This window comes from Streptomyces sp. NPDC088354, from assembly GCF_044753585.1.
Classification (GTDB): Bacteria; Actinomycetota; Actinomycetes; order Streptomycetales; family Streptomycetaceae; genus Actinacidiphila.
Genome location: NZ_JBIVNJ010000015.1, coordinates 108,553 through 131,470 on the forward strand (window position 1 = coordinate 108,553; position 22,918 = coordinate 131,470).

Sequence of the window (22,918 nt, forward strand, 5' to 3'; positions counted from 1 at the left end):
ATCGACCGGCCCAGGAGGCGACGGACCGCCGTGGAGACGAACGACCCCGTACGAGGTACCACCCTCGGCAGCGCACCCGTGCCCCTGTCCGTGCTCGACCTGGCCACCGTCGGCGCGGGCCTGACCGCGAGCGACGCGCTGCGCACCGGCGTCGAGCTGGCCCGGCTCGCCGAGGCCCGCGGCTACCAGCGCTACTGGGTCGCCGAGCACCACTCCATGCCCGGGGTCGCCTCGTCCTCCCCCGCCGTGATCCTCGCCCATCTCGCCGCGCACACCGAGCGCATCCGCCTGGGGTCGGGCGGCGTGATGCTGCCCAACCACGCGCCGCTGGTCATCGCCGAGCAGTTCGGCACGCTGGAGGCGCTCGCCCCGGGCCGTGTCGACCTCGGGCTCGGACGTGCGCCGGGCACCGACGGCGCGACCGCCGCCGCGCTGCGCCGCAGCGACCGGCTCAACGAGAGCGCCGACGACTTCCCGCAGCAGCTCGCCGAACTGGTGCGGTTCCTGGACGACGACTTCCCCGCCGGCCACCCCTACGCCCGCATCCACGCCATCCCCGGTCCCGTGCAGGGCACCGCCCCCGGCGGTGTGCAGTCGGCCGCGCGTCCCTCGGTGTGGCTGCTCGGCTCCAGCGGTTTCAGCGCCCGGCTGGCGGGCGCCCTCGGCCTGCCCTTCGCCTTCGCGCACCACTTCTCGGCGGCGAACACGGTCCCGGCCCTGGAGCTGTACCGCGAGTCCTTCCGGCCCTCCCCGGTCCTGGACAAGCCGTACTCCGTCATCGGCGTCGCCGCCCTGGCGGCGGACGACGAGAAGGAGGCCGGCCGCCAGGTGCTGACCGGAGCCCTGTCGATGCTGCGGCTGCGCATGGGGCGCCCCGGGCTCGTGCCGACCCCCGAAGAGGCCGAGGCGTACGAGTTCAGCCCCGCCGAGCGGGAGTTCGTCGACTCCTGGCTGGTCAACATCGTCCACGGCACCGCCGAGCAGGTCCGTGACGGGCTGAACGCCCTGGTGGAGCGCACCGGGGCGGACGAGCTGATGCTCACGGCCAACGCGCACAGCCCGCAGGCCCGCCTGCGCTCGTACGAACTGGTCGCCGACGTGTACGGGCTGCCCAAGGCCTGACCCGCGACCGGACAGGTCGGGCCGGGGGCGCCGCCCCCGGCCCGCCTCACACGTCGACGGCGACGTACTTGATCTCCAGGTACTCGTCGATGCCGGCGAAACCGCCCTCGCGCCCGATCCCGGACTGCTTGACGCCGCCGAAGGGCGCCGCGGGGGTGGACACCACGCCCTTGTTGAGGCCGAGCATGCCCGTCTCCAGCTCCTCGGCGTAGCGGATACCGCGCCGCAGGCTCTCGGTGAAGACATAGGAGACGAGGCCGAAGACGGTGTCGTTGGCCAGCCGGATCGCCTCGTCGTCGTCGGTGAAGGTGACGACGGGCGCGACCGGCCCGAAGATCTCCTCGCGGAGCATCGCCGCGTCGGCCGGGACGTCGGCCAGCACGGTCGGCGGGTAGAAGTACCCCGGCCGGTCGGAGAGCGGCTCGCCGCCGGTGACGACCCGGGCCCCGCCGGCGACGGCGTCGCGCACCAGGCGGTCGACCTTGCCGAGGCCGGCGCTGTCGATGAGCGGGCCGACCTGGGCACCGGGTTCGGTGCCCCGGCCGACGACCATGGAGCCGAGCTTCTCGGCCAGCCGCCCGGTGAACGCCTCGGCCAGGTCGTCGTGCACGTACACGCGGTTGGCGGCGGTGCAGGCCTCGCCGATGTTGCGCATCTTGGCGACGGCGGCGCCCTCGACCGCCTTCTCCAGGTCCGCGTCCTGGCAGACGATGAGCGGCGCGTTGCCGCCGAGCTCCATGGAGGTGCGCAGCACGCCCTTGGCGCTCTGCGCGATCAGCTTCTGCCCGACACCCGTCGAGCCGGTGAAGGAGAGCTTGCGCAGCCGCGGGTCCTCCAGCAGCGGGGTGGACACCTCGCCCGGCCGTGAGGTGGTCAGCACGTTGAGGACGCCGTCGGGGAGTCCGGCCTGGCCGAGGATCTCGGCGAGGGCGAGCATGGACAGCGGCGTCTGGTGCGCCGGCTTGACGATCATCGTGCAGCCCGCGGCGACGGCGGGCCCGATCTTCCGGGTGCCCATGGCCATCGGGAAGTTCCACGGGGTGATCAGCAGCGCCGGTCCCACCGGCTGCCGCATCACCCAGATCCGGCCGTTGCCGTCCGGAGCGGTCGCCCACCCGCCGTCGACCCGGACCGCCTCCTCGGCGAACCAGCGGAAGAACTCGGCGGCGTAGAGGATCTCGCTCCGGGACTCGGCGACCGGCTTGCCCATCTCCAGGGTCATCAGCACCGCGAGGTCGTTCTGCCGTTCGACGATGAGCTCGTACGCGCGCCGCAGGATCTCGCCGCGCTCGCGCGGCGCGGTGGCCGCCCAGCCGGCCTGCGCGGCGGCCGCCGCGTCCATCGCCGCGCGCGCGTCCTCGGCACCGGCGTCGGGCACCGCGCACAGCGGCTGCGCGGTCGAGGGGTCCTCCACCTCGTACTCCCGGCCGTCCTTCGCGGGCCGCCACCGGCCGCCGATCAGCAGCCCCTTCGGCACCCGTTCCACGACCAGTTGCTCGCGCTTGTCTTCCATCCCGGTGCTGTCGCTCATCACGGCTCCCTGCCTCTCCCGGACGGTCCGGGCAGTCGGGTACCCCTCCACATTCGCATGAATGCCTCCCGTACGTCGGGGTAGGCGCGGCCCTCGTGGGCCGGCGCACCACACGGGGACGAACTTGGTGCTCGCCTTCGCTCCTGGGCTTCACGGCGCGTTCGCGCCGGGGCTCGGTGCACGGGGTGTCCCTGGTCGTCGTGGAGTTCTTCCGCGGCACCTCGTTGCACGTGCGGTTGTTCTGTCTGTTCTTCGCGCTGCCGATCCCGGGCTTCACGCTCGTGCCGCTGGCCTGCGCCGTCGTGGCGATCGGGCTCAACTACGGGGCGTACACGGTTCGGAGGTGGTGCGCGGGGCGATCGACGCGGTGCCCAGGGCCCAGGCGGAGGCGGCCGTCGCGCTGAACATGACGCCGCGGCAGCGGATGCGGCCGGTGGTCCTGCCGCAGGCGTGGCCGCAGATGATCCCGCCGTTCAACAACCTGTTGATCCAGCTGCTGAAGTGCACGTGCTGGGCAGGACCGCGACGAGGCCGCCGAACGCGGCCGCGAGCTGCGGGAACTGGACGGCCTGGCCGACAAACGGGACGCTCCACCCCACCCGGCTCTCCGGCGGCCGGCAGCAGCGGGTGGCCGTCGCCCGCGCGCTCGCCATGCGGCCGGACATCACGCTGCTGTGCGTCACCCACGAGATGGGGTTCGCCCGGGACGTCTCCGACCGCGCACTGATGTTCGACGGCGGGAAGGTGGTGGAGTCGGGTGCGCCGGAGCGCATTTTTTCGGCTCCCCGGAGCACCGCAGGACCCGGGAATTCCTCGGTACGGTGCCCTGACGGAAAGTGGTCCGTGCCCTGGGCATATGCCAGAGTGGCGCGTTCCTGCATATACGTCCGGAGGCGTTCAGACAAAGCTTCAACGGGCTCTACTCGAAACCGCTTTGAGGCTATCGTGGAATGCGGCCCGGCTGCCGGGTCCCGTCCGTCGTGCGCGGTGGCCGTGACCAGCAGCCACAGCAAGGACGCAAACGGTCACACCTGTAGGGGGACACCGTGGCGCTTGAGCACCGACAGGTCGCGCCGGTCTACGCCGTCCAGCACGCGCTGCGCGTGCTGGAGACCGTGGACAAGCACCGGCACGGCGTCAGCGCCGAGCAGCTCGCCCGCGAAATCGGCGTGCCCATCGGATATCTATCGCAACTGCTCGCCATGCTCAACCGGGAGCGCTACCTCAACGCCCTGCCCGGTGGTGGGTACGCGGTCGGTGAATCGCTCGTCCTGCTGGGCAGCGCCAGCCGTGACACGGCGCTCGCCGAGAAGATCAAGAACGTGCTGATGGCGCTGCGCGACGAGGTCGGCGCCGCCGTCTACTTCAGCCGGTACGACGACGGCGAGGTCAAGATCGTCGACTTCGCCGACGGACCCGCCGCGCCCAAGGTCAACGAGTGGGTCGACTTCCGCTCCGCCGCGCACGCCAGCGCGGTCGGCAAGTGCCTGCTCACCCAGCTCGACCACGACGGCCGCCGCGACCACCTGTCCCGGCACAAGATCGTGCGGCTGACCTCGAAGACCACGATCAGCGAGAAGGTGCTGCTGACCAAGCTGGAGAGCCAGCCGGCCAGCGCGCCCACCCTCGACCTGCAGGAGTACGCGATCGGCACCGTCTGCGCCGCCATCCCGGTGACCATCGGGGCGACGGTCGGCTGCCTCGCGCTCTCCCTGCCCGTCAACCAGGCCCACCGCCTCAAGGGCGCCGCCGACACCCTCAACGAGCGGGCGGCCCCCGTGCTGCTCTCGCTCGCCCTCTGACGCCGCACGGAACACAAAAGGGCGCCCCTCCCGGAGGAGGGGCGCCCTTGCGCTGTGCGCCGCCAGGGACTCGAACCCCGAACCCGCTGATTAAGAGTCAGCTGCTCTGCCAGTTGAGCTAGCGGCGCGCGCGAACGGGACAATCATACGGGGTCGGAGGGGGTGCTCATGACCACCCCCTCCGACCCCGGGCACCGGCCGGGCGGGGGCGGCCCGGCCCAGCCCGAGGGCCCGGACCGTTACCGGCCACGGCGGAGGCCCCGCGGGCGCCCTGCCCCTTGCCGTCGGCGACCGCCCGGTCCGGCACCCAGCCCCGCTCGGCGGCTGCGCGGCCCTGGAGGTCCGGGCGGGTGCCGCCGACGAGCGCGCCCGTGGGGGCGGTCGCCGGCACGACGGCATGACGGCCGGCCCGAACGGGGCGCGGGCGAAGGGCACTTGGGCGGTGGGGCGGTGGGGCGGAACTCGTGCACACGAGGTCCACCGGTGGGGCAGCCGGCCACTCACCGCTCCGCCATGGCGGATACCCGCGCCCTGTTTCCGGGCATGCTGAAGGGCCCGGCAAGAGGGGGGAGGTATGCCGGGCCCATCAGCGTGGGGGGAGGGGTGTGGCTCTTGAGGGGGGTGGTGTTGCTTGGGGGGTAGTGCTGGGGGGTGTTGTCTTTGTGGGACGGCCCAGGGTGCTACCAGGCGATGTCGTTCGCGTGGGGGCCGGTGTGCTGCGCCGACCAGGCGATGTCACCGTCTGGAGCAGGCTGCGCCGATGCTGCCGTTGCGCCGATGAGCCCCATCGTGATGGAGGCAACGACGCCCAGAAGGAACCGAAGGGCGTTGCGGCGAATCGATGTCATGGCAGGCCTGTCCTGGGAGTGTGAGCTGGGGTGGTGCTTGGGGGTGCTGCGCCGGTTTGGGGGAACCGTACGACTGACTGAATTCTGTCGGACGCCGAGCCGGTGGTCTTCCCTTTTCACGTTCCGGATTCGGACATGGCCCTATGCGGACACATGGGACCGGATGGCCCCCGATGGGTCCATACACGAGCGCCGACCCTTAACCTGATCGAAGCCGGGGGTGACGTGAAGCATTGGGGGTGCGAGCAGTGACCGACGACCTTCTGCGCGCCCGGGCGCAGGAACTCTACGCTCTGGCGCTCGCCGACGCCGACTGGACACCAGAAAGCGTCTGTACGCTCACTGGCTGGTCACAAAGCGAACTCGACGCCGCACTGCACTCCTTGGCGTCGCTGGGCCTGGCCGCACCCTTCTCGTCCGCGCGCAGCGGCTGGTCGGTGCACTCCCCCGCGACCGCGATGGCGCAGCTCATCGAGGGCAGCCGGCGCCGGACCGAGGAGATGGTGAACACCATCACCGACACCCATACCGCACTGAGTCAACTGGCGGCCGAGTTTCAGCCGGTGCACATGCGCCAGCTCGCCGAGGCCCGCATCGAGGTCGCCGCCCAGCCGGCTCAGATCGCCGCGATTCTGGACGAAGCGGCCAGCACCGTCACGACCGAGATCCTCTCCATGCATCCCAGCGCGCTGCCGGAGGACCACCTCTTCGAGGCGGACGACCGCAACCGGGAGGCGCTCAGCCGGGGCATCGCGATGCGCTCCATCCACCTGGCCACCGCGGCGGCGGTGCCGCACGTCCGGGCCCATCTGCGCACCATGGTGAACGACGGTGGCGAGGTGCGGACCGCCGCCACGCTGCCCATGAAACTGATCATCGTCGACCACACCCTGGCGATCGTGCCGCAGTTCGGACCGGACACCAGGGACGACCGCGCCGGCGGCTCCGCCATGGTGCTGCGCAGCCCCGCGATGGTCGGCGTGCTGCGGCAGATGTTCGAGCACTGCTGGGCGTCCGCGTCGGACCTGTTCACCGACGACGTGGGCGCCGCGCCGGCCGCCCGGCACCGGGAGGTCGTCCGGCTGCTGGCCTCCGGCCTGACGGACGAGGCGATCGGCCGCAAGCTGGGCCTGTCCGACCGGACGGTACGGCGGATCGTGGCGGAGCTGATGCAGCAGATAGGGGCCGACAGCCGCTTCCAGGCCGGGGTGAAGATGGTCCGCCTCGGGTGGCTGGACGACGACCCCGCGCTGCTGGAGGACGTGGTCGGGGGCACCCCCGGTGGTCAGGTAGGATCCTCTCTGTCGGTGAGCGCCGCTAGCTCAACTGGCAGAGCAGCTGACTCTTAATCAGCGGGTTCGGGGTTCGAGTCCCTGGCGGCGCACAGACACGAAGGCGTTCCTCCTCCGGAGGGACGCCTTCGTTCGTCGGCCCCCGAACGAACAGGCGGCATCCTTGGGGACTCGGTGCGAAAATATGCCGTAGCGACGAGGTAGGGGCTCCGGCGGGGCCCTGCCGGGGCGTACGAGGAGGCCATGCACGCACACGACGCAACGCCGCCCGGTACGGACAGGGAGGCCCGGCCACGCCCCGGGACCCCCACGCCCGGAGGCCTGCTCGACCTTCTCGGGGTCGCGGCGATGGTCCTCGACCGGCACGGCCGGATCGTCCTGTGGAGCCCCGAGGCCGAGCGGCTGTTCGGCTACAGCGCGGCCGACGCGCTGGGCCAGAACGCCGGGCTGCTCATGGTGGAGCCCGCCAGGCTGGAGCTGGTCACCGAGCTGTTCAAGCAGGTCAGAGCGGGTGCGGTGTGGCAGGGCGTGTTCCCGATCGTGCACGCCGACGGCACGGTCCGTGACATCGAGTTCCGCAACATGCGCATGCTCGACGAGGACGGCGGGGTCTTCGCCCTGGGGCTGGGCGCCGACCTGGGCACCGTCCGCCGCGTCGAGACCGACATGGGGCTGTCGAGCAGCCTGGTCGACCAGTCGCCCATCGGATTGGCGGTCTTCGACACCGAGCTGCGCATCGTGCGGGTCAACGAGGCCCTGGAGGGCATGTACGGCCTGTCGGCCGCGTCGATGCTGGGGCGCACGATGCGTGAGGTCTCACCCGGTATCGACGCCGCGGGCATCGAGACGGCGATGCGGACCGTCCTGGAGACCGGGGAACCGCTGCTGGACCTGGAGACGGTCGGCCGCACGTACGCCGACCTGGGGCGGGACCACGCGTGGTCGATCTCGTACTACCGGATCGAGGACCCCACCGGGCGGGTGCTGGGCCTGGCCACCTCGGTGGCCGACTTCACCGAGCGGCACCACGCCGCCGAGGAGATCGCGGCCGCCCGCGGCCGGCTGGCGGTGATCGCCGAGGCGGGCACCCGCATCGGCACCACCTTGGACCTGCAGCAGACCGCGCGGGAGCTGGCCTCGGTCGTGGTGCCGATGCTCGCCGACATCGCCACCGTCGACGTGCTGGAGTCGGTGATGCGCGGTGAGACGGTGTCCCGGGTGGCCTCCGGCGAGACCGCCGAGTTCCGGGCCCTGGCGGTCGCCGCGGCCGACCCCGGCGAGGCGATCGGGGCCGTCGACCCGGTGGGCGAGCCGGCCTCGTACCCGACCGACCGGCTGATCACCCGGGCGGTGCGCGAGGGGCAGCCGGTGGTGGTGCACCGGGTGAGCAGCCGCATACTGCGCCGGATCGCCCGGGACGACCGGGCCGCCGCGCTGCTGCGGCGGGCCGGGGTGCACTCGTACCTGGCCGCGCCGCTGATCGCGCGCGGCGAGGTGCTCGGCGTGATCGGCCTCTACCGCACCCGCAACCAGAAGGCCTTCGACGACCAGGACCGCACCCTGGCCGTGGAGCTCGCCGCGCGCGCCGCGATCTCCATCGACAACGCGCGGCTGTACGCGGGCGAGCGCCTGGCCGCCCTCACCCTCCAGCGGAGCCTGCTGCCGCACGACCCGCCGACGGTGGACGGCATGGAGATGGCCACCCGCTACATACCCGCGGTCCGTGAGGTCGGCGGGGACTGGTTCGACGTACTGCCGCTCAAGAACGGCAAGGTGGGCCTGATCGTCGGCGACGTGATGGGCAAGGGCCTGCGTGCCGCGGCGATCATGGGGCAGCTGCGCACCGCCACCCGGGCCTTCGCCCAGCTCGACCTGGCCCCCGACGAACTGCTGCGGCACCTGGACGACATCATCGGCAGCGCCGAGGGGGACTTCATCGCCACCTGCGTGTACGCGGTGTGCGACCCGGGGACCGGCCGCTGCCAGTTCTCCACCGCAGGGCACCTGCCGCCGGTGCTGGTGCCCCCCGGCGGTCGCGCCGAGCTCATCGACATCCCGAACGGCGTACCGCTCGGCGTCGGCGGGATCGGCTTCCGCATGGTGGAACGGGAACTCTCCGAGGGGACGGTGCTCGCGCTGTTCACCGACGGACTGGTGGAGGACCGCCGGCAGTCCCTCGACGTGGGCCTGCGGGCGCTGATGCGGGTCCTCAAGCTCAAGACCCGGCACCAGACCCTGGACGAGACCTGCGACCTGGTGCTGGGCGCCCTCCCGCAGTCGGCGGACGACGACGTCGCCCTGCTGCTGGCCCGGATGGGCCCCGCCGCCACCGCCGGGGTGTAGCGACGGGCTCCGTGGTGATCGGGCGGTGGCGCCCGGGTTTCCCACTGCCAGCTTTGTCTGTCTATGTTCTAAAGGTGAGGTCGTCACGACGGAGAAGGCCCTACCGCGGCGGACCCGCTCTGCGGGTCCTCGATTCGGTCGTACCGGTCGGCAGCGGGATGCTGCTGCCGCTGCTGCTGATCGTCGGGATCTCACTGAGCGACTGGCTGGCCGGCCCGCAGATCTACCTCGCGCCGCTGATGGTCATGGCGCCCGCGCTGGCAAGCGTCTCCACGTCCTGGCGGCGCACCCTGGCCATCGGCGCGGCCGGGCTCGTCGCGCAGCTGGCGCTGCTCCCGTACGACGAGGTACGGCTGCCGGACACCGCCACCCTGCTGTGGGGGCAGCTCATCGCCTACGTCGTGGTCTCGCTCTTCGGCACCTACATCGCGTGGCGCTACGAACAGGGCCGGCGGGTGTTCGCCGCCGTCCACTCGGTCGCCGAGGCCGCCCAGCGGGCGCTGCTGCTGCCGCCCGGACCGGTGGTGGGCGACCTGCGGCTGGCGGTGCGCTACGTCTCGGCGGCCGACACGGCGCAGATCGGCGGCGACCTGTACACGGTGATGGAGACCCCGCACGGCGTGCGCGCGCTGATCGGCGACGTCCGGGGCAAGGGACTGGACGCGGTGCAGACGGCCTCGGTGACGCTGGGCTCCTTCCGGGAGGCGGCGTACGACGAGGAGGCGCTGACCCGGGTCGCGCAGCGGGTGGACGCGAGCGTCGCGCGGCACATGTCGCCGGGCGAGTTCACCACCGCGCTGTTCCTGCAGTTCAACGATCCGGGGCAGGTGGGGCTGCTGCACTACGGGCATGTGCCCCCGCTGCGGGTCGCCCCGGACGGCACGGTCGTCTCGCTCGACCCGCCCGATCCGTGGGTGCCGCTCGGCCTGTCCCAGTTCGCGTCGGGGGCGCCGCCCCGGCCGTGGCAGGAGGCGCTCGGCGCCGACGACGTCCTGGTGCTGTGCACGGACGGGGTGATCGAGGCGCGCAGCGCCGTGGACGGCTCGTTCTACCCGTTGGCCGAGCGCGCGGCGCTGCTGGCCGCCGGGTCGGCGGAGGACCTCGACGCCGCGGTCGAACGGCTCTACGCGGACCTGCTGCGGCACACCGGCGGCAGCCTTTCCGACGACGCCGTGCTCATGCTGCTCGCCCGCTCCTGAACGGCGCCCGAGTCGACCGAATGAACGAACAGACATCCCAAATCGCTCATTTGGCCGGTTAACAACTCGTTTCCCGCCTTGCGATCAAGACGGGCATTCGGGAAGGCTGTGCGCGCAGGACATGTAAGCGCCAAATGGAATCTATCCTCCTCAAACGACAGGACAGGGACCCGTTTCGGCGCCTTTGACCGAGCGGAGCCAAGGGGAGACGGCTCCGGCAAGGGGGGTGGGCCAGCGGTGTGACCCAGCGCGGTCCGGTCGCCGACGAGCCGAAGCCGGCGTCGTCCGACCGGGAGCAGACCGCACACGTGTCAACACCCCGGGGGGCGGGGGGCCGCAACGCCCGGGACACCATCGCCGCGCGAGCGGCGCAGATGCTTCGGGGGGAGCATTCCCATGCCGCCGACACCGACCGGCGCCCAGCAGTACACCACCGACCACCCCGACGCCGGCGCGCCCGGCGCCGTACCGGTCATACCCCACCAGACCCGGCCCGGCCCGGCCCGGCCGCGGCCCGGCGCGGTGGCGCCCCGGTACGACTACGAGCACTACAGCAGACTCGCCGGCCCGCTGACCGAACCGGAGCCCGGTGTCCCGTACCGGGTGCGCTACCGCAGCCTGCTCGCGGAGGAGCCCCACCGGATCCGCGCGGCGCTGCTGCTCGGCGCGGCTCCGGTGCTCTCCGCGGTGCTGCTCGCCTGGCTGCTGCAGCCGGCCCACTGGACCCGCCGGGCGAACGCGCCCGGCTGGATGACGGCCTGCGACACCGTGATGCTGATATCCATCGGCCTGATCGAGCTCTTCCGGCTGATCAACGTGACGTCGAACGCGCACGCGACCCTCGTCGCCCGCGACCCGGTGCCCGTGGTCCCCGAGGAGGGCACCAAGGTCGCCTTCCTGACCACAATCGTCCCGGGCAAGGAGCCCCTGGAGATGGTGCGGGCGACCCTGGAGGCCGCGATCCGGCTCCGCCACCGCGGCAACCTGGACGTATGGCTGCTGGACGAGGGCGACGACCCCGAGGTCCGGCGGCTGTGCGACCGGCTGGGGGTGCACCACTTCTCCCGCAAGGGCGTCGAGAGGTGGAACCGGCCCACCGGCTCCTACCGCGCGAGAACCAAGCACGGCAACTACAACGCATGGCTGGACGCGCACGGCGACGACTACACGTTCTTCGCCTCGGTCGACACCGACCACGTGCCGCTCCCCAATTTCCTGGAGCGGATGCTCGGCTACTTCCGCGACCCCGACGTCGCCTTCGTCGTGGGCCCGCAGGTGTACGGCAACTACGACTCCGCCGTGACCAAGGCCGCCGAGAGCCAGCAGTTCCTCTTCCACGCCCTCATCCAGCGGGCCGGCAACCGCTACGGCGCCCCGATGTTCGTGGGCACCAACAACGCGGTGCGGATCAGCGCCGTCAAGGGCATCGGCGGTCTGTACGACTCGATCACCGAGGACATGGCCACCGGCCTCGAACTGCACCGCCGGCGCAATCCGGCCACCGGCCGCAAGTGGCGCTCGGTCTACACCCCGGACGTGCTCGCGGTCGGGGAGGGCCCGTCGTCCTGGACCGACTTCTTCACCCAGCAGCTGCGCTGGAGCCGCGGCACCTACGAGACGCTCATCAAGCAGTTCTGGAAGATGCCCTTCACCCTGTCCCCGGGCCGGCTGCTCAACTACACGCTGATGGTCGTCTACTACCCGATGACGGCGGTCAACTGGATGCTGGGCGGCCTCAGCTGCGCCCTGTTCCTGGGACTCGGCGCCTCCGGCGTCCAGATCGACTCCGAGGTCTGGATGATGCTCTACAGCGACGCCGCGGCCCTGCAGATCGGCCTGTACGTCTGGAACCGGCGGCACAACGTCAGCCCGCACGAGCCCGAGGGCTCCTCGGGGGCGGCCGGCATGGTGATGTCGGCGCTGTCGGCGCCGATCTACGCCCGCTCGCTGATCGACGCCGTGCTGCGCCGCAAGAGCCGCTTCGTGGTCACGCCCAAGGGCGACTCGGCCAGCCCCGACCGGCTGCTGTCCACCTTCCGCACCCACATCCTGTGGACGCTCGTGTTCGGCGGGTCACTGGTCGCGAGCTTCTTCAACGGCCACACCCACGTCGCGATGCGCACCTGGGCGGTACTGGCGCTGCTGCTCGCCGTCGCGCCGATCGCCGTCTGGTGGCTGTCGTCCGCCCGCACCAGGAGCGCCGCCCGATGACCTACCGACCGAGCCGCAGACTGCGGAAGATCGCCGTCGGGAGCACCGCCGTGAGCGTCCTGGCCGGGATGAACGCGCCCGCGCTCTACAGCTACACCGCGGCGACGTACCACGACTACAAGATCAACCAGCCGGAGTACAAGGCCGCCCACGGCCACTGGGAGCAGCTCGAGGTCCCGAAGAAGTACCGGATCAACGCCATCCACGCCGCGCTGCTGCACACCGGGAAGGTGCTGCTCATCGCGGGTTCCGGCAACGACGAGACGAACTTCGAGGCCAAGTCGTTCAAGAGCGTCCTGTGGGACCCGGTGAAGAACACCTTCAAGGAGATCGACACCCCCAAGGACATGTTCTGCGCCGGCCACACCCAGCTGCCGGACGGCCGGCTGCTGGTGGCCGGCGGCACGGCCCGCTACGAGAAGCTCAAGGAGGCCGTGGACCGGGCGGGCGGCGCGATGCTGATCAAGAACGAGAACCCGGACGCGCCCCGGACGTTCCCCCAGGGCACGGTCTTCGTCAACAACGAGAACGGCCGCACCTTCCGCTCGGAGTTCCCGGTCACCGTCCCGCGGGCGAAGAAGACCGTCGACAAGAAGAGCGGCAAGGTCACGGTCACCGCGAGCGAGGTGCGGGTCTTCGTCCAGTCGCTGGTCAAGGGCGAGGCGGGGATCGTCAACACCGCCGCCCAGTACGAGATCCGGGGCCTGGAGGGCCCGGACCGGAACAACCTCTACGGACTGGCCACCAAGCTCGGCCTGGACAAGAAGGACTTCCAGGGGATCAAGGAGGCCTACGAGTTCGACCCGGCAGCGGAGCGCTACATCCCGGTCGACCCGATGAACGAGGCGCGCTGGTACCCCACCCTGGTCACGCTCGCCGACGGGCGGGTGCTGTCGGTCTCCGGCCTCGACGACATCGGCCAGGTCGTCCCCGGGAAGAACGAGATCTACGACCCCAGGACGCGGAAGTGGACGTACACCACCACGCGCTACTTCCCGACCTACCCGGCGCTCTTCCTCATGCAGGGCGGGAAGATCTTCTACTCGGGCGCCAACGCCGGCTACGGCCCGGCCGACGAGGGCCGCGTCCCGGGCCTGTGGGACCTGCGGACCAACCGCTTCACGGCGGTGCCCGGGCTCCGCGACGCCGAGGACCTGGAGACGGCCAGTTCGGTGCTGCTGGCGCCCGCGCAGGACCAGAAGGTGATGGTGCTGGGCGGCGGCGGGGTCGGCGAGTCCCACTCCTCGACCGCGCGCACCGCCGTGGTCGACCTGAACGCGGTCAGCCCGGCGTACACCGACGGTCCCGACCTGCCCGCGCCCACGCGCTACCTCAACAGCGTGCTGCTGCCGGACGACACCGTCTTCACCACCGGCGGCTCCCGCGACTACCGGGGGCGCAACGGCAGCGACATCCTCAGGGCGCAGATCTACGACCCGGTACGCGACGTCTTCCGGGACGCCGCCGACCCGGCCGTGGGACGGAACTACCACGCCGAGGCGCTGCTGCTGCCCGACGGCAGGGTGGCGGTCTTCGGCTCCAACCCGCTGTTCGGGGACAAGGCCGACACCACCCCGGGCTTCTTCGAGCAGCGCGTCGAGATCTACACCCCGCCCTATCTGTACCGGGACTCCAAGCCCTCGCTGGGCGAGGGCCCGCGGACGGTGGAGCGCGGCGGCTCGATGGCGTTCCCCACCCGGTACGCCGACCACATCGACACGGCGCGGCTGATCCGGCCGAGCGCGGTCACCCACGCCACCGACACCGAACAGCGGTCGATCGCGCTGGACATCGAGCGCGGCAAGGGGTCGGTGCGGCTGACCGTGCCGCAGGACCCGTCGCTGGTGCCGCCGGGCTGGTACATGGTCGTGGTCACCGACGAGGAGGGCACGCCGTCGGTGGCGCGCTGGGTCAAGGTGTCGTAGCCGCCTCGTCCCTGTGGGGGCGGGCGGGGCCCGGCGCGCGGTGTCTCAGGACGCCGCGCGCCGGGCCAGTCCCAGGGCGTACTCGGGCCACCAGTCGCCGGCCTTGGGACCGCCCTTGCAGGTGCCGTCGGAGTCGCCGGGGCGCTTGATCCACAGGTAGGCGTCGACCAGGTCGTTCCCGGTGTCGGTGGTCGGCGGGGTGCCCAGGCCCCGGCCGGGCGGGTTGCACCAGGCCTCGTCGTGGCCGCCCTGGAGCGGGCCGCGGCCGTTGCGGCTGGTGTCGATGACGAAGTGCTTGCCGTCGAGCCGCTCCGACAGCCGCGTGCCGTAGGCCGTGTTGTCCTCGGTGGTGTAGAAGTTCGAGGTGTTCAGGGCGAAGCCGTCGGCCCGCTCGATGCCGGCCTGCCGCAGCGGATCCACCAGTCGCGCGGGGTCCCGTACCCAGCCGGCGTTGCCCGCGTCCAGGTAGACGGCGGTGTGCGGCAGGTCGCCCAGGGTGTCGACGGCGTGGCCGAGCAGGGCGTAGCGCTCCTGCGCGAAGCGGCCGGGGGTGCAGCCGTCGACCAGGTGGGTGAGCGCGTCGGGCTCCAGGACCACCAGCGCCTCGCGGTCGCCGATGCCGGAGGCGACCTGGTCCAGCCAGGTCCGGTAGGCGTCCGCGTCGGCGGCGCCGCCGCTGGAGTACTGGCCGCAGTCGCGGTGCGGGATGTTGTAGAGGACCAGGACGGGGGTGCGGCCGGCCTCCGCGGCGGCCCGCGTCAGGTCCTCGGCCTGGCCGCGGGGGTCGTCGGGGCCGATCCACTCGGCCACCGGGCGGCCCGCGATCCGTTCCAGCAGCGCGGCGTCCGCCTCACGGCCGTCCTCGCGCCACTGGCCGGCCTGGCGGGCGGCGGCGGTGTCCGGGTTGACCCAGAACGGGGCGCCGGCCATGGGAGTGCTCTGCAGCGCGCCCTTGTGCCGCCCGGAATCCGCGGCGCCGTCGCCGCGGGAGCAGCCGCCGAGGGCCACCGCGAGCACGGCGGCTACCGCCGCCGCGCGGGCGGCCTTGAGCAACGGGCCGGTGGAGGTGCCGTACATCCACTCCCCCTTGGATGGCGGACGGGACCGGTCTGCGCCAATCCTGACATACCGATCCGTCAAAGTGCTGCCAGAACGGGTCAGTTGCCGTTTTCCCGTCGAATGCCGCGGTCCGCCGGCATGGCAGAATCCCGGCGGAGCCGTGGCCGACGATGGCGGGAGCACGCCGTGACCGAACACCCGCACCCCCTTCCGCGCGAACGGCGGCTCGCCGAAGCCCTCGTCGGGCTCGCCGACACCCTGGGCGGGGACTTCGACATGGACGCCCACCTCGGGCGGCTGGCCACGGCCTGTGTGGAACTGCTGGACGCCCGCACGGCGGGGCTGCTGCTGGCCGGGCCGGACGGCGCACTGCGCGCGGCCGCCGCCGGAGCGGTCCCGGAACTGCTGCCCGCCCTTGACGAGGAGGGGCCGTGCCTGGACTGCTACCGGTGCGCGGCCACGATAGACGTGCCCGACCTGGCGCGCTGCGACGAGCTGTGGCCGCGCTTCGCGCCCCGGGCGCGGGAGGCCGGCCTGCACGCGGCGTACGCGGTGCCACTGCGCCGGGGCCAGGAGGTGATAGGCGCACTGAGCGTGCTGCGCGCGGGCCCCGGGGAGCCGCCCGCGGGGGACGTGGAGCTGGCCCGCGCGCTGGCGGACGCGGCGGCCGTCGGGGTGCTGCAGCGCCGGTCCCGCCGAGAACAGGAGGCGCTGGCCGATCAGTTGCAGGGGGCGCTGGACAGCAGAGTGGTGGTGGAGCAGGCCAAGGGGATGCTGGCGGAGCGGTGGGGGGTGGGCGTCGACGAGGCCTTCGGCGCACTGCGCCGGTACGCGCGCAGCCACCGGCTGCGGATGGCCGAGCTGGCGACCGGCGTGGTGGCCGGCAGCTTCGACACCGACCGGCTGCGGGACGGTGCGACCTGACACAATCGGTTACTGATTGTCAAGTCATGGCCTGAATGCGGGAGGTGATGGACCGTCTGCCCTAGGGTGGTACCCATGTCCGAGACATCCCTCCTGACGAGTACCCCGTCCATCGCCTCGGTCCGCCGCCGCGCGGAGGGCGACAGCACGGTGGTCACGCTCGACGGCGAGGTGGACGTGCTGACCGCGCCGCAGGTTTCGGCCGCGCTGGACCTGCTCACCGGGACGGACCGCCCGGACATCGTGGTGGACCTCCGGCCGGTCGACTTCATCGACTGCACCGGGCTGTCCGCGCTGGTGCGCGCACGCCGTCGCGCCGAGCAGCAGCAGGGGCGCGTACGGCTGGTGTGCCGGGACGGCTTCACGCTGCGGACGCTGCGCGCGACGCGGCTGACCCAGTACTTCACCATCCTGCCGGACTGGCCGGATCCCGCGGCCTGAGCCGCACCCCGCCCGCGCGCCCCCAACGCGCCCTGGCAGGGCCCGGATCGGCTGTTCTAGCCTGACAGGGCGGCCCAGGACCCCGGTCGCCGGCAGAGCAGCCTCCTACGCCCACAGGACGTGGTCCGGCCATGGCCAAGCTCGCGGCCTCCTCACGACTGTCCCTGTCCGATCCGAAGAGATCCGCCCTCGACGTCTCCTGGACGTGCTCGCTGTACCGCGCCCCCGGCAGCGACGCGCTCGCCGCGCGCATGAGCCGTGCCGCGCTGGAGATCCTCGCCGGCGGCACGGCCGGCGCCCGGATCTCCCAGGCCGTGTTGGTGGCCTGCGACTACGTCGTCACGCACGGCCAGGCGCGGCGTTTCCGCGTCACGCTCGGCGTGGAGGACGGGCACTGCTCGGTGTGCGTCACCGACACCGGCTACGACCAGCCGCCCGCGCGCAACGGCGGGGCTCCGCCGGAACCGCCGTCCCCCTTCGAGACCACCCGGCTGTGCCGTCGACTGGCCGGCAGCGGCGACGAGGAGCCGCTGGACGGCGTGCAGGTGCACCACACCGCGGACGGCGCCGTGCTCGTCCGCTTCCGCGCCCGGCTGCCCGAGCCCGGCGAACCGCCGCCGGCCCACCGCCCTCCCCCGGACGTGCCGGACCACTCCCGCAGTCCTGACACCCGAGGGTGAGGAGCGCCCGGCCGGCGGCCGCGAGGGGAGCGCGCCGCGGGCCGGGCGATCGGGGGGTCAGGCGCGGGGCGCCAGCGGTACCGTGCGGCCTTCGCGGGCGGAGACGGCGGCGGCCTCCAGCACGGCCAGCGTCGCGGCGGCCTGGGCCGCGGTGACTGGCGGCTCGGTGCCGTCGCGCAGGGCGGCGGCGACAGCCGCGTAGTACGCGGGGTAGTCCCCGGGCAGCGTCGGTTCGGGGCGGACGTCGTCGCCGGCGCCCAGCAGGCCCCAGGCGGACTCCGGTTCGGTGCCCCACGCGGCGCCGGGGGCGGGGCGGGCGCCCTCGCGCAGATCGGCCTCCTGTGGGTCGAGGCCGTGCTTGACCCAGCCGGCGGTGCTGCCGAGCACCCGGAAGCGCGGGCCGAGCTGGGCGGTGGTGGCGGTCATCCACAGGTGGGAGCGGACCCCGCCGGCATGGGTGAGGGCCACGAAGGTGTCGTCGTCGGCCTGCGCGCCGGCCCGGCGCACGTCCCGCTCGGCATACACGCTCACGGCCGGGCCGAAGAGGGTCAGCGCCTGGTCCACCAGGTGGCTGCCGAGGTCGTAGAGCAGACCGCCGACCTCCGCGGGGTCGCCGGACTCGCGCCAGCCGCCCTTCAGGTCCGGCCGCCACCGCTCGAAGCGGGACTCGAAGCGCCACACCTCGCCCAGTTCGCCGCGCTCCAGCAGCCCGCGCAGGGTGAGGAAGTCGTTGTCCCAGCGGCGGTTGTGGAAGACCGAGAGCAGCAGTCCGCGCTCCGCGGCGAGGGCGGCGAGGGCGTCCGCCTCGGCGGCGGTGGCCGCCAGCGGCTTGTCGACGACGACCGGCAGCCCGGCCTCCAGCGCGGCCGTGGCGAGCGGGACGTGGGTCCTGTTCGGCGAGGCGATGACCACCAGGTCCAGCTCGTCCGCGCGCTTCCACAGCTCGTCCGCCGCGGAGGCGGTACGGACGTCCGGGTACGCGGCGCGGACCTGCGCCTGGCGCTCGGGGTCGCCGGTGACAACGGTGTCGAGGACGAGGCCGTCGGTGGCGGCGATCAGCGGGGCGTGGAAGACCGAGCCGGCCAGGCCGTAGCCGACCAGTGCGACGCGAAGGGGTGCGGAAGCCATGCGCCCCACTTAAGCAACGCTGTTGCGAAAGTGCAAGCGTGCCCAACAATGGGCAGGTGAACAACGCAACCGCCGGAGCCAACCTGCCCGCGCTGCGCAGCCACAACACCGCGCTGGTGCTCGGGTTGCTGCGCACCGCGACCGTCGCGGACGGCGAGGGGATCAGCCGGCTGGAGCTCGCCGAGCGCACCGCCCTCACCCCGCAGGCGGTCAGCAAGATCGTGGCGCGGCTGCGCGCGGACGGCCTGGTCGATGAGGCCGGCCGCGGGGCCCCCACCGGCGGCAAACCGCGCACCCTGCTCCGGCTGGCCCGCCGTGCCCGGTACGCGGTCGGGGTGCACCTGGACCGCGACGAGGTCACCGTGCTCCTGGCCGACCTGGCGGGCGAGACCACCGACGCCCGCACCGCTCCCCTCGACCTCGGGCGCCCCGCGGCCGAGGTGCTGCACGCCGTCGCGGACCTGGTGCGCGCGACCGTCGCGGACACCCCCGGCGCGAGCGGCGCGGTGCTGGGCGCCGGGGTCGCCTCCCCCGGCCCGCTGGACCACCGGAGCGGCGCACTGCTGCGGATCACCGGCTTCCCCGCCTGGGACGGCTACCCGCTGCGCGACGCGCTCGCCGACCGCCTGGGGCTGCCCGTCGTCCTGGACAAGGACACCAACGCCGCCGCCCTGTCCGTGCTGTCGCCGCCCGACCGCACCGGACCCGGGGACTCCTTCGGCTATCTGCACCTGGGCAGCGGACTGGGCGCGGGCCTGGTCCTCGGCGGCACGCTGCACCGCGGCGCCAGGACCGGCGCCGGGGAGTTCGGGCACCAGGCGGTCGCCCTCGACGGGCCGCGGTGCGCCTGCGGCAACCTCGGCTGCCTGGAGGCGCTGTGCCTGGCCGCCGTCGGCCGGGGCGACCACGCCGGGGCGGCCCGGGTCCTCGGGCTCGGCGCGGCGAACCTGGTCTCGCTGCTCGACATCGACCGCGTCGTCCTCGGCGGGCGCACGGTGCTGGCGCGGCCCGAGCTGTTCCGGAGCGAGGTCGCCGCCGCCATGGACGCCCGTACGCGGCGGTCGGCCGGCCGTACCGTCCCCGTCGCCCTCGTCCCGGACGGCGCGCGCGCCGTCGCCCGGGGCGCGGCGCTGCTGGCCCTGGCCCCGCTGTTCGGCCAGACGGCGGGCGGCTGACCGCCCGTACGGGTAGCCGTCGCGGACCGCCCCGCGTCGTACGGGCATATGACCGTACGAACGTGAGAACTTCGCTGCCCATGAGGTGGCGCAGCGCTCTTGCCATGACAGCGGCCACGGTCGTGCTGACCGCGGCCCAGGCGACCGGAGAACCCTTCCCCGTACGCGCCCGGCTGCAGGAGGGTCCCCGGACCTTCGTGGCGGGCGCCGCGGCGCGGGAGTTCCGGGTGGAACTGGAGAACACCACCCGGCGGGCGCGGCGGGACGTGCATCCGGTCATCGTCCTCGTCGACCGCGACCGCACACTGATGGCACGCCATATTCGACTGGAATACCGCGAGTTCACCACCGGCGGGACGAAAGGGGCCGATGCGCCGTCCGCGCCGCGCTGGCGGCCGGTACGGGTGGCGCACACCGACAACGACGAGAACGTCGCGGTAGTGGCCGAGCACGACCCCGGTGTCGTCCTGCCGGCGCACCGCACGGTGCGCGTCGCGCTCCGGCTGCGCTTCACCGCGGACGCCCCGCCCGGTCGGGTCGCGGCCACGGCCACCGTCGTGCAGCGGCGCGGCGCGGACGGTGACTGGGTCGGCGAGTCGGCGCCGTACCGCTTCACCGTCGCGCCGCCGCTGGACGCCTCCGGCGGCGTGCCGCCGACGGCCCCGGGGGCGGCGCCCGGCGCGCCCGTGCCGGACGGGCCCCCACGGGAGAGCGCCGGCGGCCGCGCACCGGACGGGAGCGGAACGGCCCCCGGCACGGCCGGCGGCGGGCACCCCGGCGAACGTCCCGGCGGGGACGGCAGCACGGGCCCGGGCACCGGCACCGGCACCGGCACCGGCGGCCAGGTCCCCGGTCAGGTCCCCGGCCAGGTCCCCGGCAAGGGCGACGAGGGCAGCGGCGCCCCGGAGGCGCCCGCCGCCCCGCCCGCACCGCGGGCGCCCACTCCCCCACCCGGCCTGGCCGACACCGGCCCCGTCCAGGACCCGGCGCCGGCCCTGATGCTCATGGGCGCCGGGGCCCTGATGCTGGCGGGCGGTATCGCCCTGAGGGTCGGCCGCCGGAGGTGACCCGGGACACCGGCCGCGAACTCCCGCCCACCGGCCGGTGACCGGCAGGTGACCGGTGTCCGGCTCGGCGCCCCCGACCGCCCCCGGCGCCGCGCACCGGCGCCGGCCTGCCCCCTCCGATCTGCGAGGATTCCCGATGTGAAGGACACCCAGGCGGGCGCGCCGACCCGTGCCGGCATCCCCGAGCACGGCCGGCTCCCCAAGTACTTCGTCGTCAAGACGCGCCTGGAGGAACTGCTCGGCGATCTCGGCGAGGGGGTGCCGCTGCCGACGGAGCGGGAGCTCGCGGCCCGCTTCGGCGTGGCCCGGGAGACCGTGCGGCAGGCACTGCGCGACCTGCTGATCCAGGGACTGCTGCGGCGGCGCGGCCGGGCCACGGTGGTCGCGGGACCCAAACTGGAGCAGCCGCTGTCGCTGGCGAGCTACACCGAGGGGGTACGTCTCCAGGGCCGGGTGCCGGGCCGCAACCTCACCGCACTCGACCGGATCGCGGCGGACGAGGTGCTGGCCGGGCAGTTGGGCATCGCCACCGGCGACACGGTGTGGCACATGGAGCGCGTACTGCTCGCGGACGAGGAGCGAGTGGGCCTGGAGAGCACGTATGTCGCGGTGGAGCGCGTGCCGCGGCTGGACGCGGAGTTCGACCCGGACTCCTCGTTCTACGCCTATCTGCGCGCGTTCGTGGGCGTGGAGTTCGGCGACGCGGACGAGCGGATCGAAACCGTGCTCGCGACGCCGCGCGAGGCGCTGCTGATCGGCACCCCGCCCGCGCTGCCCATGCTGCTGCTGCACCGGCACAGCCGGGACACCGAGGGTGCGCCGCTGGAGCGGGTGCGGTCGCTGTACCGCGGGGACCGCTTCAGCTTCACGACCCATTTGTCCCGTACGTAGCAGCCAGATCCCTTCGCCCCCTTCTCGGCCCCTCTCACGGAACCCCTTGGATCACGGGGACATAACGGGTCTGGTCCAGGATTGCGGGGGCGTTCACGGCCGGTTCAGCAACCGGACCCGACCACGTCCGCCGGCCGCACGACCGTGGTCCCCATGAGAGTCCTGATCGTGGGTGCCGGGGCACTCGGCACCCTGCACGCCTGGCACGCCGTCGACCGCGGACACGAGGTCGTCCACCTGGAACGGGAGACCGAGGCCCGCGGCGCCTCCGTCCGCAACTTCGGCCTGGTCTGGGTCGGCGGCCGGGCCTCCGGCGCCGAGCTGGAGACCGCGCAGCGCGCCCGCGAGCTGTGGCAGCGCATCGGCAGCCGTGTGCCCGGCGTCGGCTTCCGGGCCAACGGCTCGCTGACCGTGGTGCGCACCGAGGCCGAACGCGCCGTCGCCGATCAGGTCCTCGCCTCCCCCGACGCCGCCGCGCGCGGACTGAAGTGGCTCGACGCCGCCGAAGTCCGGCACCGCAACCCGGCGCTGCGCGGCGAGTTCAGCGGCGCTCTGCTCTGCGAGCGGGACGCCGCCGTCGAGTCCCGGGTCGCGCTGCCCGCGCTGCGCGCGCACCTGGCCGCCACCGGCCGCTACACGTTCCTGCCCGGCCGCGAGGTCCGCGACGTCGCGCCCGGCACCGTGCGCGACGACCACGGCAGAAGCCATCACGGCGACAGCGTCGTCCTGGCCACCGGCGCCCACCTGACCGGACTGGTCCGCGAACTGGCCGGGCCCGCCCTGCCGGTGCGCCGGGTCCGCCTGCAGATGGCGCAGACCGACCCGCTGGGCGAGCCGCTGACCACCTCGGTCGCCGACGCCGACAGCTTCCGCTACTACCCCGCCTACGCCGGCACCGCGCTCGACGCGCTGCGCGCCGGGCAGCCGCAGCCGCCGGTCGCCGCCGGGCACCGCATGCAACTGCTGATGGTGCAGCGCCTCGGCGGCGGCCTGACCATCGGCGACACCCACGAGTACGACGAGCCCTTCGCCTTCGACGTCACCGAGGACCCGTACGACCACCTGGCCGCCACCGCGGAAGCGCTGCTCGGCCGCCCCCTGCCGCGGGTGCGCCGCCGCTGGGCCGGGGTGTACGCGCAGTGCACCGACCCGTCCCTGGTGGTCCACCGGCAGCGCGTCGCCGACGGCGTGTGGCTGGTCACCGGACCCGGTGGCCGCGGCATGACCTGCTCCCCCGCCATCGGCGAGGACACCGCCAACGAGATCGGCTGGTAACGACA

Annotated in this window: 19 protein-coding genes, 2 tRNA genes and 2 pseudogenes; 17 read left to right on the forward strand and 6 right to left on the reverse strand. The window is 73.2% G+C overall.

Translation table 11 applies throughout. The features are described from left to right. Positions 1–30 precede the first annotated feature (30 nt). Positions 31–1,122: an LLM class flavin-dependent oxidoreductase gene (locus tag ACIP98_RS22595; protein ID WP_401977658.1), complete on the forward strand. Its 1,092-nt coding sequence runs from the start codon at positions 31–33 to the stop codon at positions 1,120–1,122. A gap of 46 nt (positions 1,123–1,168) precedes the next feature. Here the strand turns inward: ACIP98_RS22595 and ACIP98_RS22600 are convergent, their stop codons facing one another. Next, a complete protein-coding gene (locus ACIP98_RS22600) occupies positions 1,169–2,653 on the reverse strand; it encodes an NAD-dependent succinate-semialdehyde dehydrogenase (protein ID WP_319661560.1) in 1,485 nt (494 codons plus the stop codon). Between the two features lie 143 nt (positions 2,654–2,796). Between ACIP98_RS22600 and ACIP98_RS22605 the strand changes: the two are divergent. The 3 genes and pseudogenes from ACIP98_RS22605 to ACIP98_RS22615 all read left to right on the forward strand — a co-directional run. Further along, a pseudogene (locus tag ACIP98_RS22605) lies at positions 2,797–3,161 on the forward strand (ABC transporter permease subunit); the annotation flags it as partial. Positions 3,162–3,165: 4 nt separating this feature from the next. Continuing rightward, a pseudogene (locus tag ACIP98_RS22610) lies at positions 3,166–3,483 on the forward strand (ATP-binding cassette domain-containing protein); the annotation flags it as partial. A gap of 216 nt (positions 3,484–3,699) precedes the next feature. After that, positions 3,700–4,455, forward strand: a complete 756-nt coding sequence (locus tag ACIP98_RS22615) for an IclR family transcriptional regulator C-terminal domain-containing protein (protein WP_319661561.1) — start codon at positions 3,700–3,702, stop codon at positions 4,453–4,455. A 55-nt stretch (positions 4,456–4,510) separates the two neighbouring features. Here the strand turns inward: ACIP98_RS22615 and ACIP98_RS22620 are convergent. From ACIP98_RS22620 to ACIP98_RS22630, 3 genes are all read right to left on the reverse strand, one after another. Continuing rightward, positions 4,511–4,583: transfer RNA gene (locus ACIP98_RS22620), tRNA-Lys, on the reverse strand. A 552-nt stretch (positions 4,584–5,135) separates the two neighbouring features. Further along, a complete protein-coding gene (locus ACIP98_RS22625; RefSeq protein WP_319661562.1) occupies positions 5,136–5,303 on the reverse strand; it encodes a hypothetical protein in 168 nt (55 codons plus the stop codon). A gap of 616 nt (positions 5,304–5,919) precedes the next feature. Then, entirely contained in the window at positions 5,920–6,336 is a 417-nt protein-coding gene (locus tag ACIP98_RS22630; RefSeq protein ID WP_401977660.1) for a hypothetical protein, read from the reverse strand. Between ACIP98_RS22630 and ACIP98_RS22635 the strand changes: the two genes are divergently transcribed. The 6 genes from ACIP98_RS22635 (at position 6,296) to ACIP98_RS22660 (ending at position 14,273) form a co-directional block, all read left to right on the forward strand. Then, entirely contained in the window at positions 6,296–6,652 is a 357-nt protein-coding gene (locus ACIP98_RS22635) for a LuxR C-terminal-related transcriptional regulator (protein WP_401583223.1), read from the forward strand. The genes ACIP98_RS22630 and ACIP98_RS22635 overlap by 41 nt on opposite strands. Beyond that, a tRNA-Lys gene (locus tag ACIP98_RS22640) sits at positions 6,615–6,687 on the forward strand. Before ACIP98_RS22635 ends, ACIP98_RS22640 begins: the two co-directional genes overlap by 38 nt. A gap of 151 nt (positions 6,688–6,838) precedes the next feature. After that, a complete protein-coding gene (locus tag ACIP98_RS22645; RefSeq protein WP_401977662.1) occupies positions 6,839–8,938 on the forward strand; it encodes a SpoIIE family protein phosphatase in 2,100 nt (699 codons plus the stop codon). 74 nt (positions 8,939–9,012) lie between these two features. Beyond that, entirely contained in the window at positions 9,013–10,137 is a 1,125-nt protein-coding gene (locus ACIP98_RS22650) for a PP2C family protein-serine/threonine phosphatase (RefSeq protein ID WP_319661565.1), read from the forward strand. Between the two features lie 396 nt (positions 10,138–10,533). Next, complete coding sequence (locus tag ACIP98_RS22655; RefSeq protein ID WP_401977663.1) at positions 10,534–12,348, forward strand: glycosyltransferase family 2 protein; 1,815 nt, start codon at positions 10,534–10,536, stop codon at positions 12,346–12,348. Then, positions 12,345–14,273, forward strand: a complete 1,929-nt coding sequence (locus tag ACIP98_RS22660; protein ID WP_319661567.1) for a kelch motif-containing protein — start codon at positions 12,345–12,347, stop codon at positions 14,271–14,273. Before ACIP98_RS22655 ends, ACIP98_RS22660 begins: the two co-directional genes overlap by 4 nt. A 45-nt stretch (positions 14,274–14,318) precedes the next feature. Here the strand turns inward: ACIP98_RS22660 and ACIP98_RS22665 are convergent, their stop codons facing one another. Continuing rightward, complete coding sequence (locus ACIP98_RS22665) at positions 14,319–15,350, reverse strand: glycoside hydrolase family 6 protein (protein WP_401977665.1); 1,032 nt, start codon at positions 15,348–15,350, stop codon at positions 14,319–14,321. 168 nt (positions 15,351–15,518) lie between these two features. Here ACIP98_RS22665 and ACIP98_RS22670 point away from each other — a divergent pair, with 168 nt between their 5' ends. The 3 genes from ACIP98_RS22670 (at position 15,519) to ACIP98_RS22680 (ending at position 17,377) form a co-directional block, all read left to right on the forward strand. Continuing rightward, positions 15,519–16,256 (forward strand): GAF and ANTAR domain-containing protein, encoded by a 738-nt coding sequence (locus tag ACIP98_RS22670; protein WP_401977667.1) that lies wholly within the window; start codon positions 15,519–15,521, stop codon positions 16,254–16,256. Positions 16,257–16,331: 75 nt separating this feature from the next. Continuing rightward, positions 16,332–16,697 (forward strand): STAS domain-containing protein, encoded by a 366-nt coding sequence (locus tag ACIP98_RS22675; RefSeq protein ID WP_319661571.1) that lies wholly within the window; start codon positions 16,332–16,334, stop codon positions 16,695–16,697. Between the two features lie 131 nt (positions 16,698–16,828). Beyond that, positions 16,829–17,377 (forward strand): hypothetical protein, encoded by a 549-nt coding sequence (locus ACIP98_RS22680; RefSeq protein WP_401977668.1) that lies wholly within the window; start codon positions 16,829–16,831, stop codon positions 17,375–17,377. Positions 17,378–17,434: 57 nt separating this feature from the next. On the opposite strand, the gene ACIP98_RS22685 is transcribed toward ACIP98_RS22680, so the two are convergent. Further along, entirely contained in the window at positions 17,435–18,505 is a 1,071-nt protein-coding gene (locus tag ACIP98_RS22685; protein ID WP_319661573.1) for a Gfo/Idh/MocA family oxidoreductase, read from the reverse strand. Between the two features lie 56 nt (positions 18,506–18,561). Here ACIP98_RS22685 and ACIP98_RS22690 point away from each other — a divergent pair, with 56 nt between their 5' ends. The 4 genes from ACIP98_RS22690 (at position 18,562) to ACIP98_RS22705 (ending at position 22,913) form a co-directional block, all read left to right on the forward strand. Continuing rightward, positions 18,562–19,680, forward strand: a complete 1,119-nt coding sequence (locus ACIP98_RS22690) for an ROK family transcriptional regulator (protein ID WP_319661575.1) — start codon at positions 18,562–18,564, stop codon at positions 19,678–19,680. Between the two features lie 104 nt (positions 19,681–19,784). After that, positions 19,785–20,747, forward strand: a complete 963-nt coding sequence (locus ACIP98_RS22695) for a hypothetical protein (protein WP_401977670.1) — start codon at positions 19,785–19,787, stop codon at positions 20,745–20,747. A gap of 129 nt (positions 20,748–20,876) precedes the next feature. Then, on the forward strand, positions 20,877–21,638 hold the full coding sequence (locus ACIP98_RS22700; protein WP_401977698.1) for a GntR family transcriptional regulator: 762 nt from the start codon (positions 20,877–20,879) through the stop codon (positions 21,636–21,638). 153 nt (positions 21,639–21,791) lie between these two features. Next, the gene (locus ACIP98_RS22705) at positions 21,792–22,913 is read left to right on the forward strand and encodes a TIGR03364 family FAD-dependent oxidoreductase (protein ID WP_401977671.1); all 1,122 of its coding nucleotides are present in this window, start codon (positions 21,792–21,794) and stop codon (positions 22,911–22,913) included. Positions 22,914–22,918 lie beyond the last annotated feature (5 nt).

What these genes read in the sequence shown, in the direction of transcription:
- ACIP98_RS22600 (WP_319661560.1), bottom strand. Translation starts at nt 2,653, where the DNA reads ATGAGCGACAGCACCGGGATGGAAGACAAGCGCGAGCAACTGGTCGTG.
- ACIP98_RS22625 (WP_319661562.1), bottom strand. Translation starts at nt 5,303, where the DNA reads ATGACATCGATTCGCCGCAACGCCCTTCGGTTCCTTCTGGGCGTCGTT.
- ACIP98_RS22635 (WP_401583223.1), top strand. Translation starts at nt 6,296, where the DNA reads ATGTTCGAGCACTGCTGGGCGTCCGCGTCGGACCTGTTCACCGACGAC.
- ACIP98_RS22645 (WP_401977662.1), top strand. Translation starts at nt 6,839, where the DNA reads ATGCACGCACACGACGCAACGCCGCCCGGTACGGACAGGGAGGCCCGG.
- ACIP98_RS22655 (WP_401977663.1), top strand. Translation starts at nt 10,534, where the DNA reads ATGCCGCCGACACCGACCGGCGCCCAGCAGTACACCACCGACCACCCC.
- ACIP98_RS22660 (WP_319661567.1), top strand. Translation starts at nt 12,345, where the DNA reads ATGACCTACCGACCGAGCCGCAGACTGCGGAAGATCGCCGTCGGGAGC.
- ACIP98_RS22665 (WP_401977665.1), bottom strand. Translation starts at nt 15,350, where the DNA reads ATGTACGGCACCTCCACCGGCCCGTTGCTCAAGGCCGCCCGCGCGGCG.
- ACIP98_RS22675 (WP_319661571.1), top strand. Translation starts at nt 16,332, where the DNA reads ATGTCCGAGACATCCCTCCTGACGAGTACCCCGTCCATCGCCTCGGTC.
- ACIP98_RS22680 (WP_401977668.1), top strand. Translation starts at nt 16,829, where the DNA reads ATGGCCAAGCTCGCGGCCTCCTCACGACTGTCCCTGTCCGATCCGAAG.
- ACIP98_RS22685 (WP_319661573.1), bottom strand. Translation starts at nt 18,505, where the DNA reads ATGGCTTCCGCACCCCTTCGCGTCGCACTGGTCGGCTACGGCCTGGCC.
- ACIP98_RS22695 (WP_401977670.1), top strand. Translation starts at nt 19,785, where the DNA reads ATGACAGCGGCCACGGTCGTGCTGACCGCGGCCCAGGCGACCGGAGAA.
- ACIP98_RS22705 (WP_401977671.1), top strand. Translation starts at nt 21,792, where the DNA reads ATGAGAGTCCTGATCGTGGGTGCCGGGGCACTCGGCACCCTGCACGCC.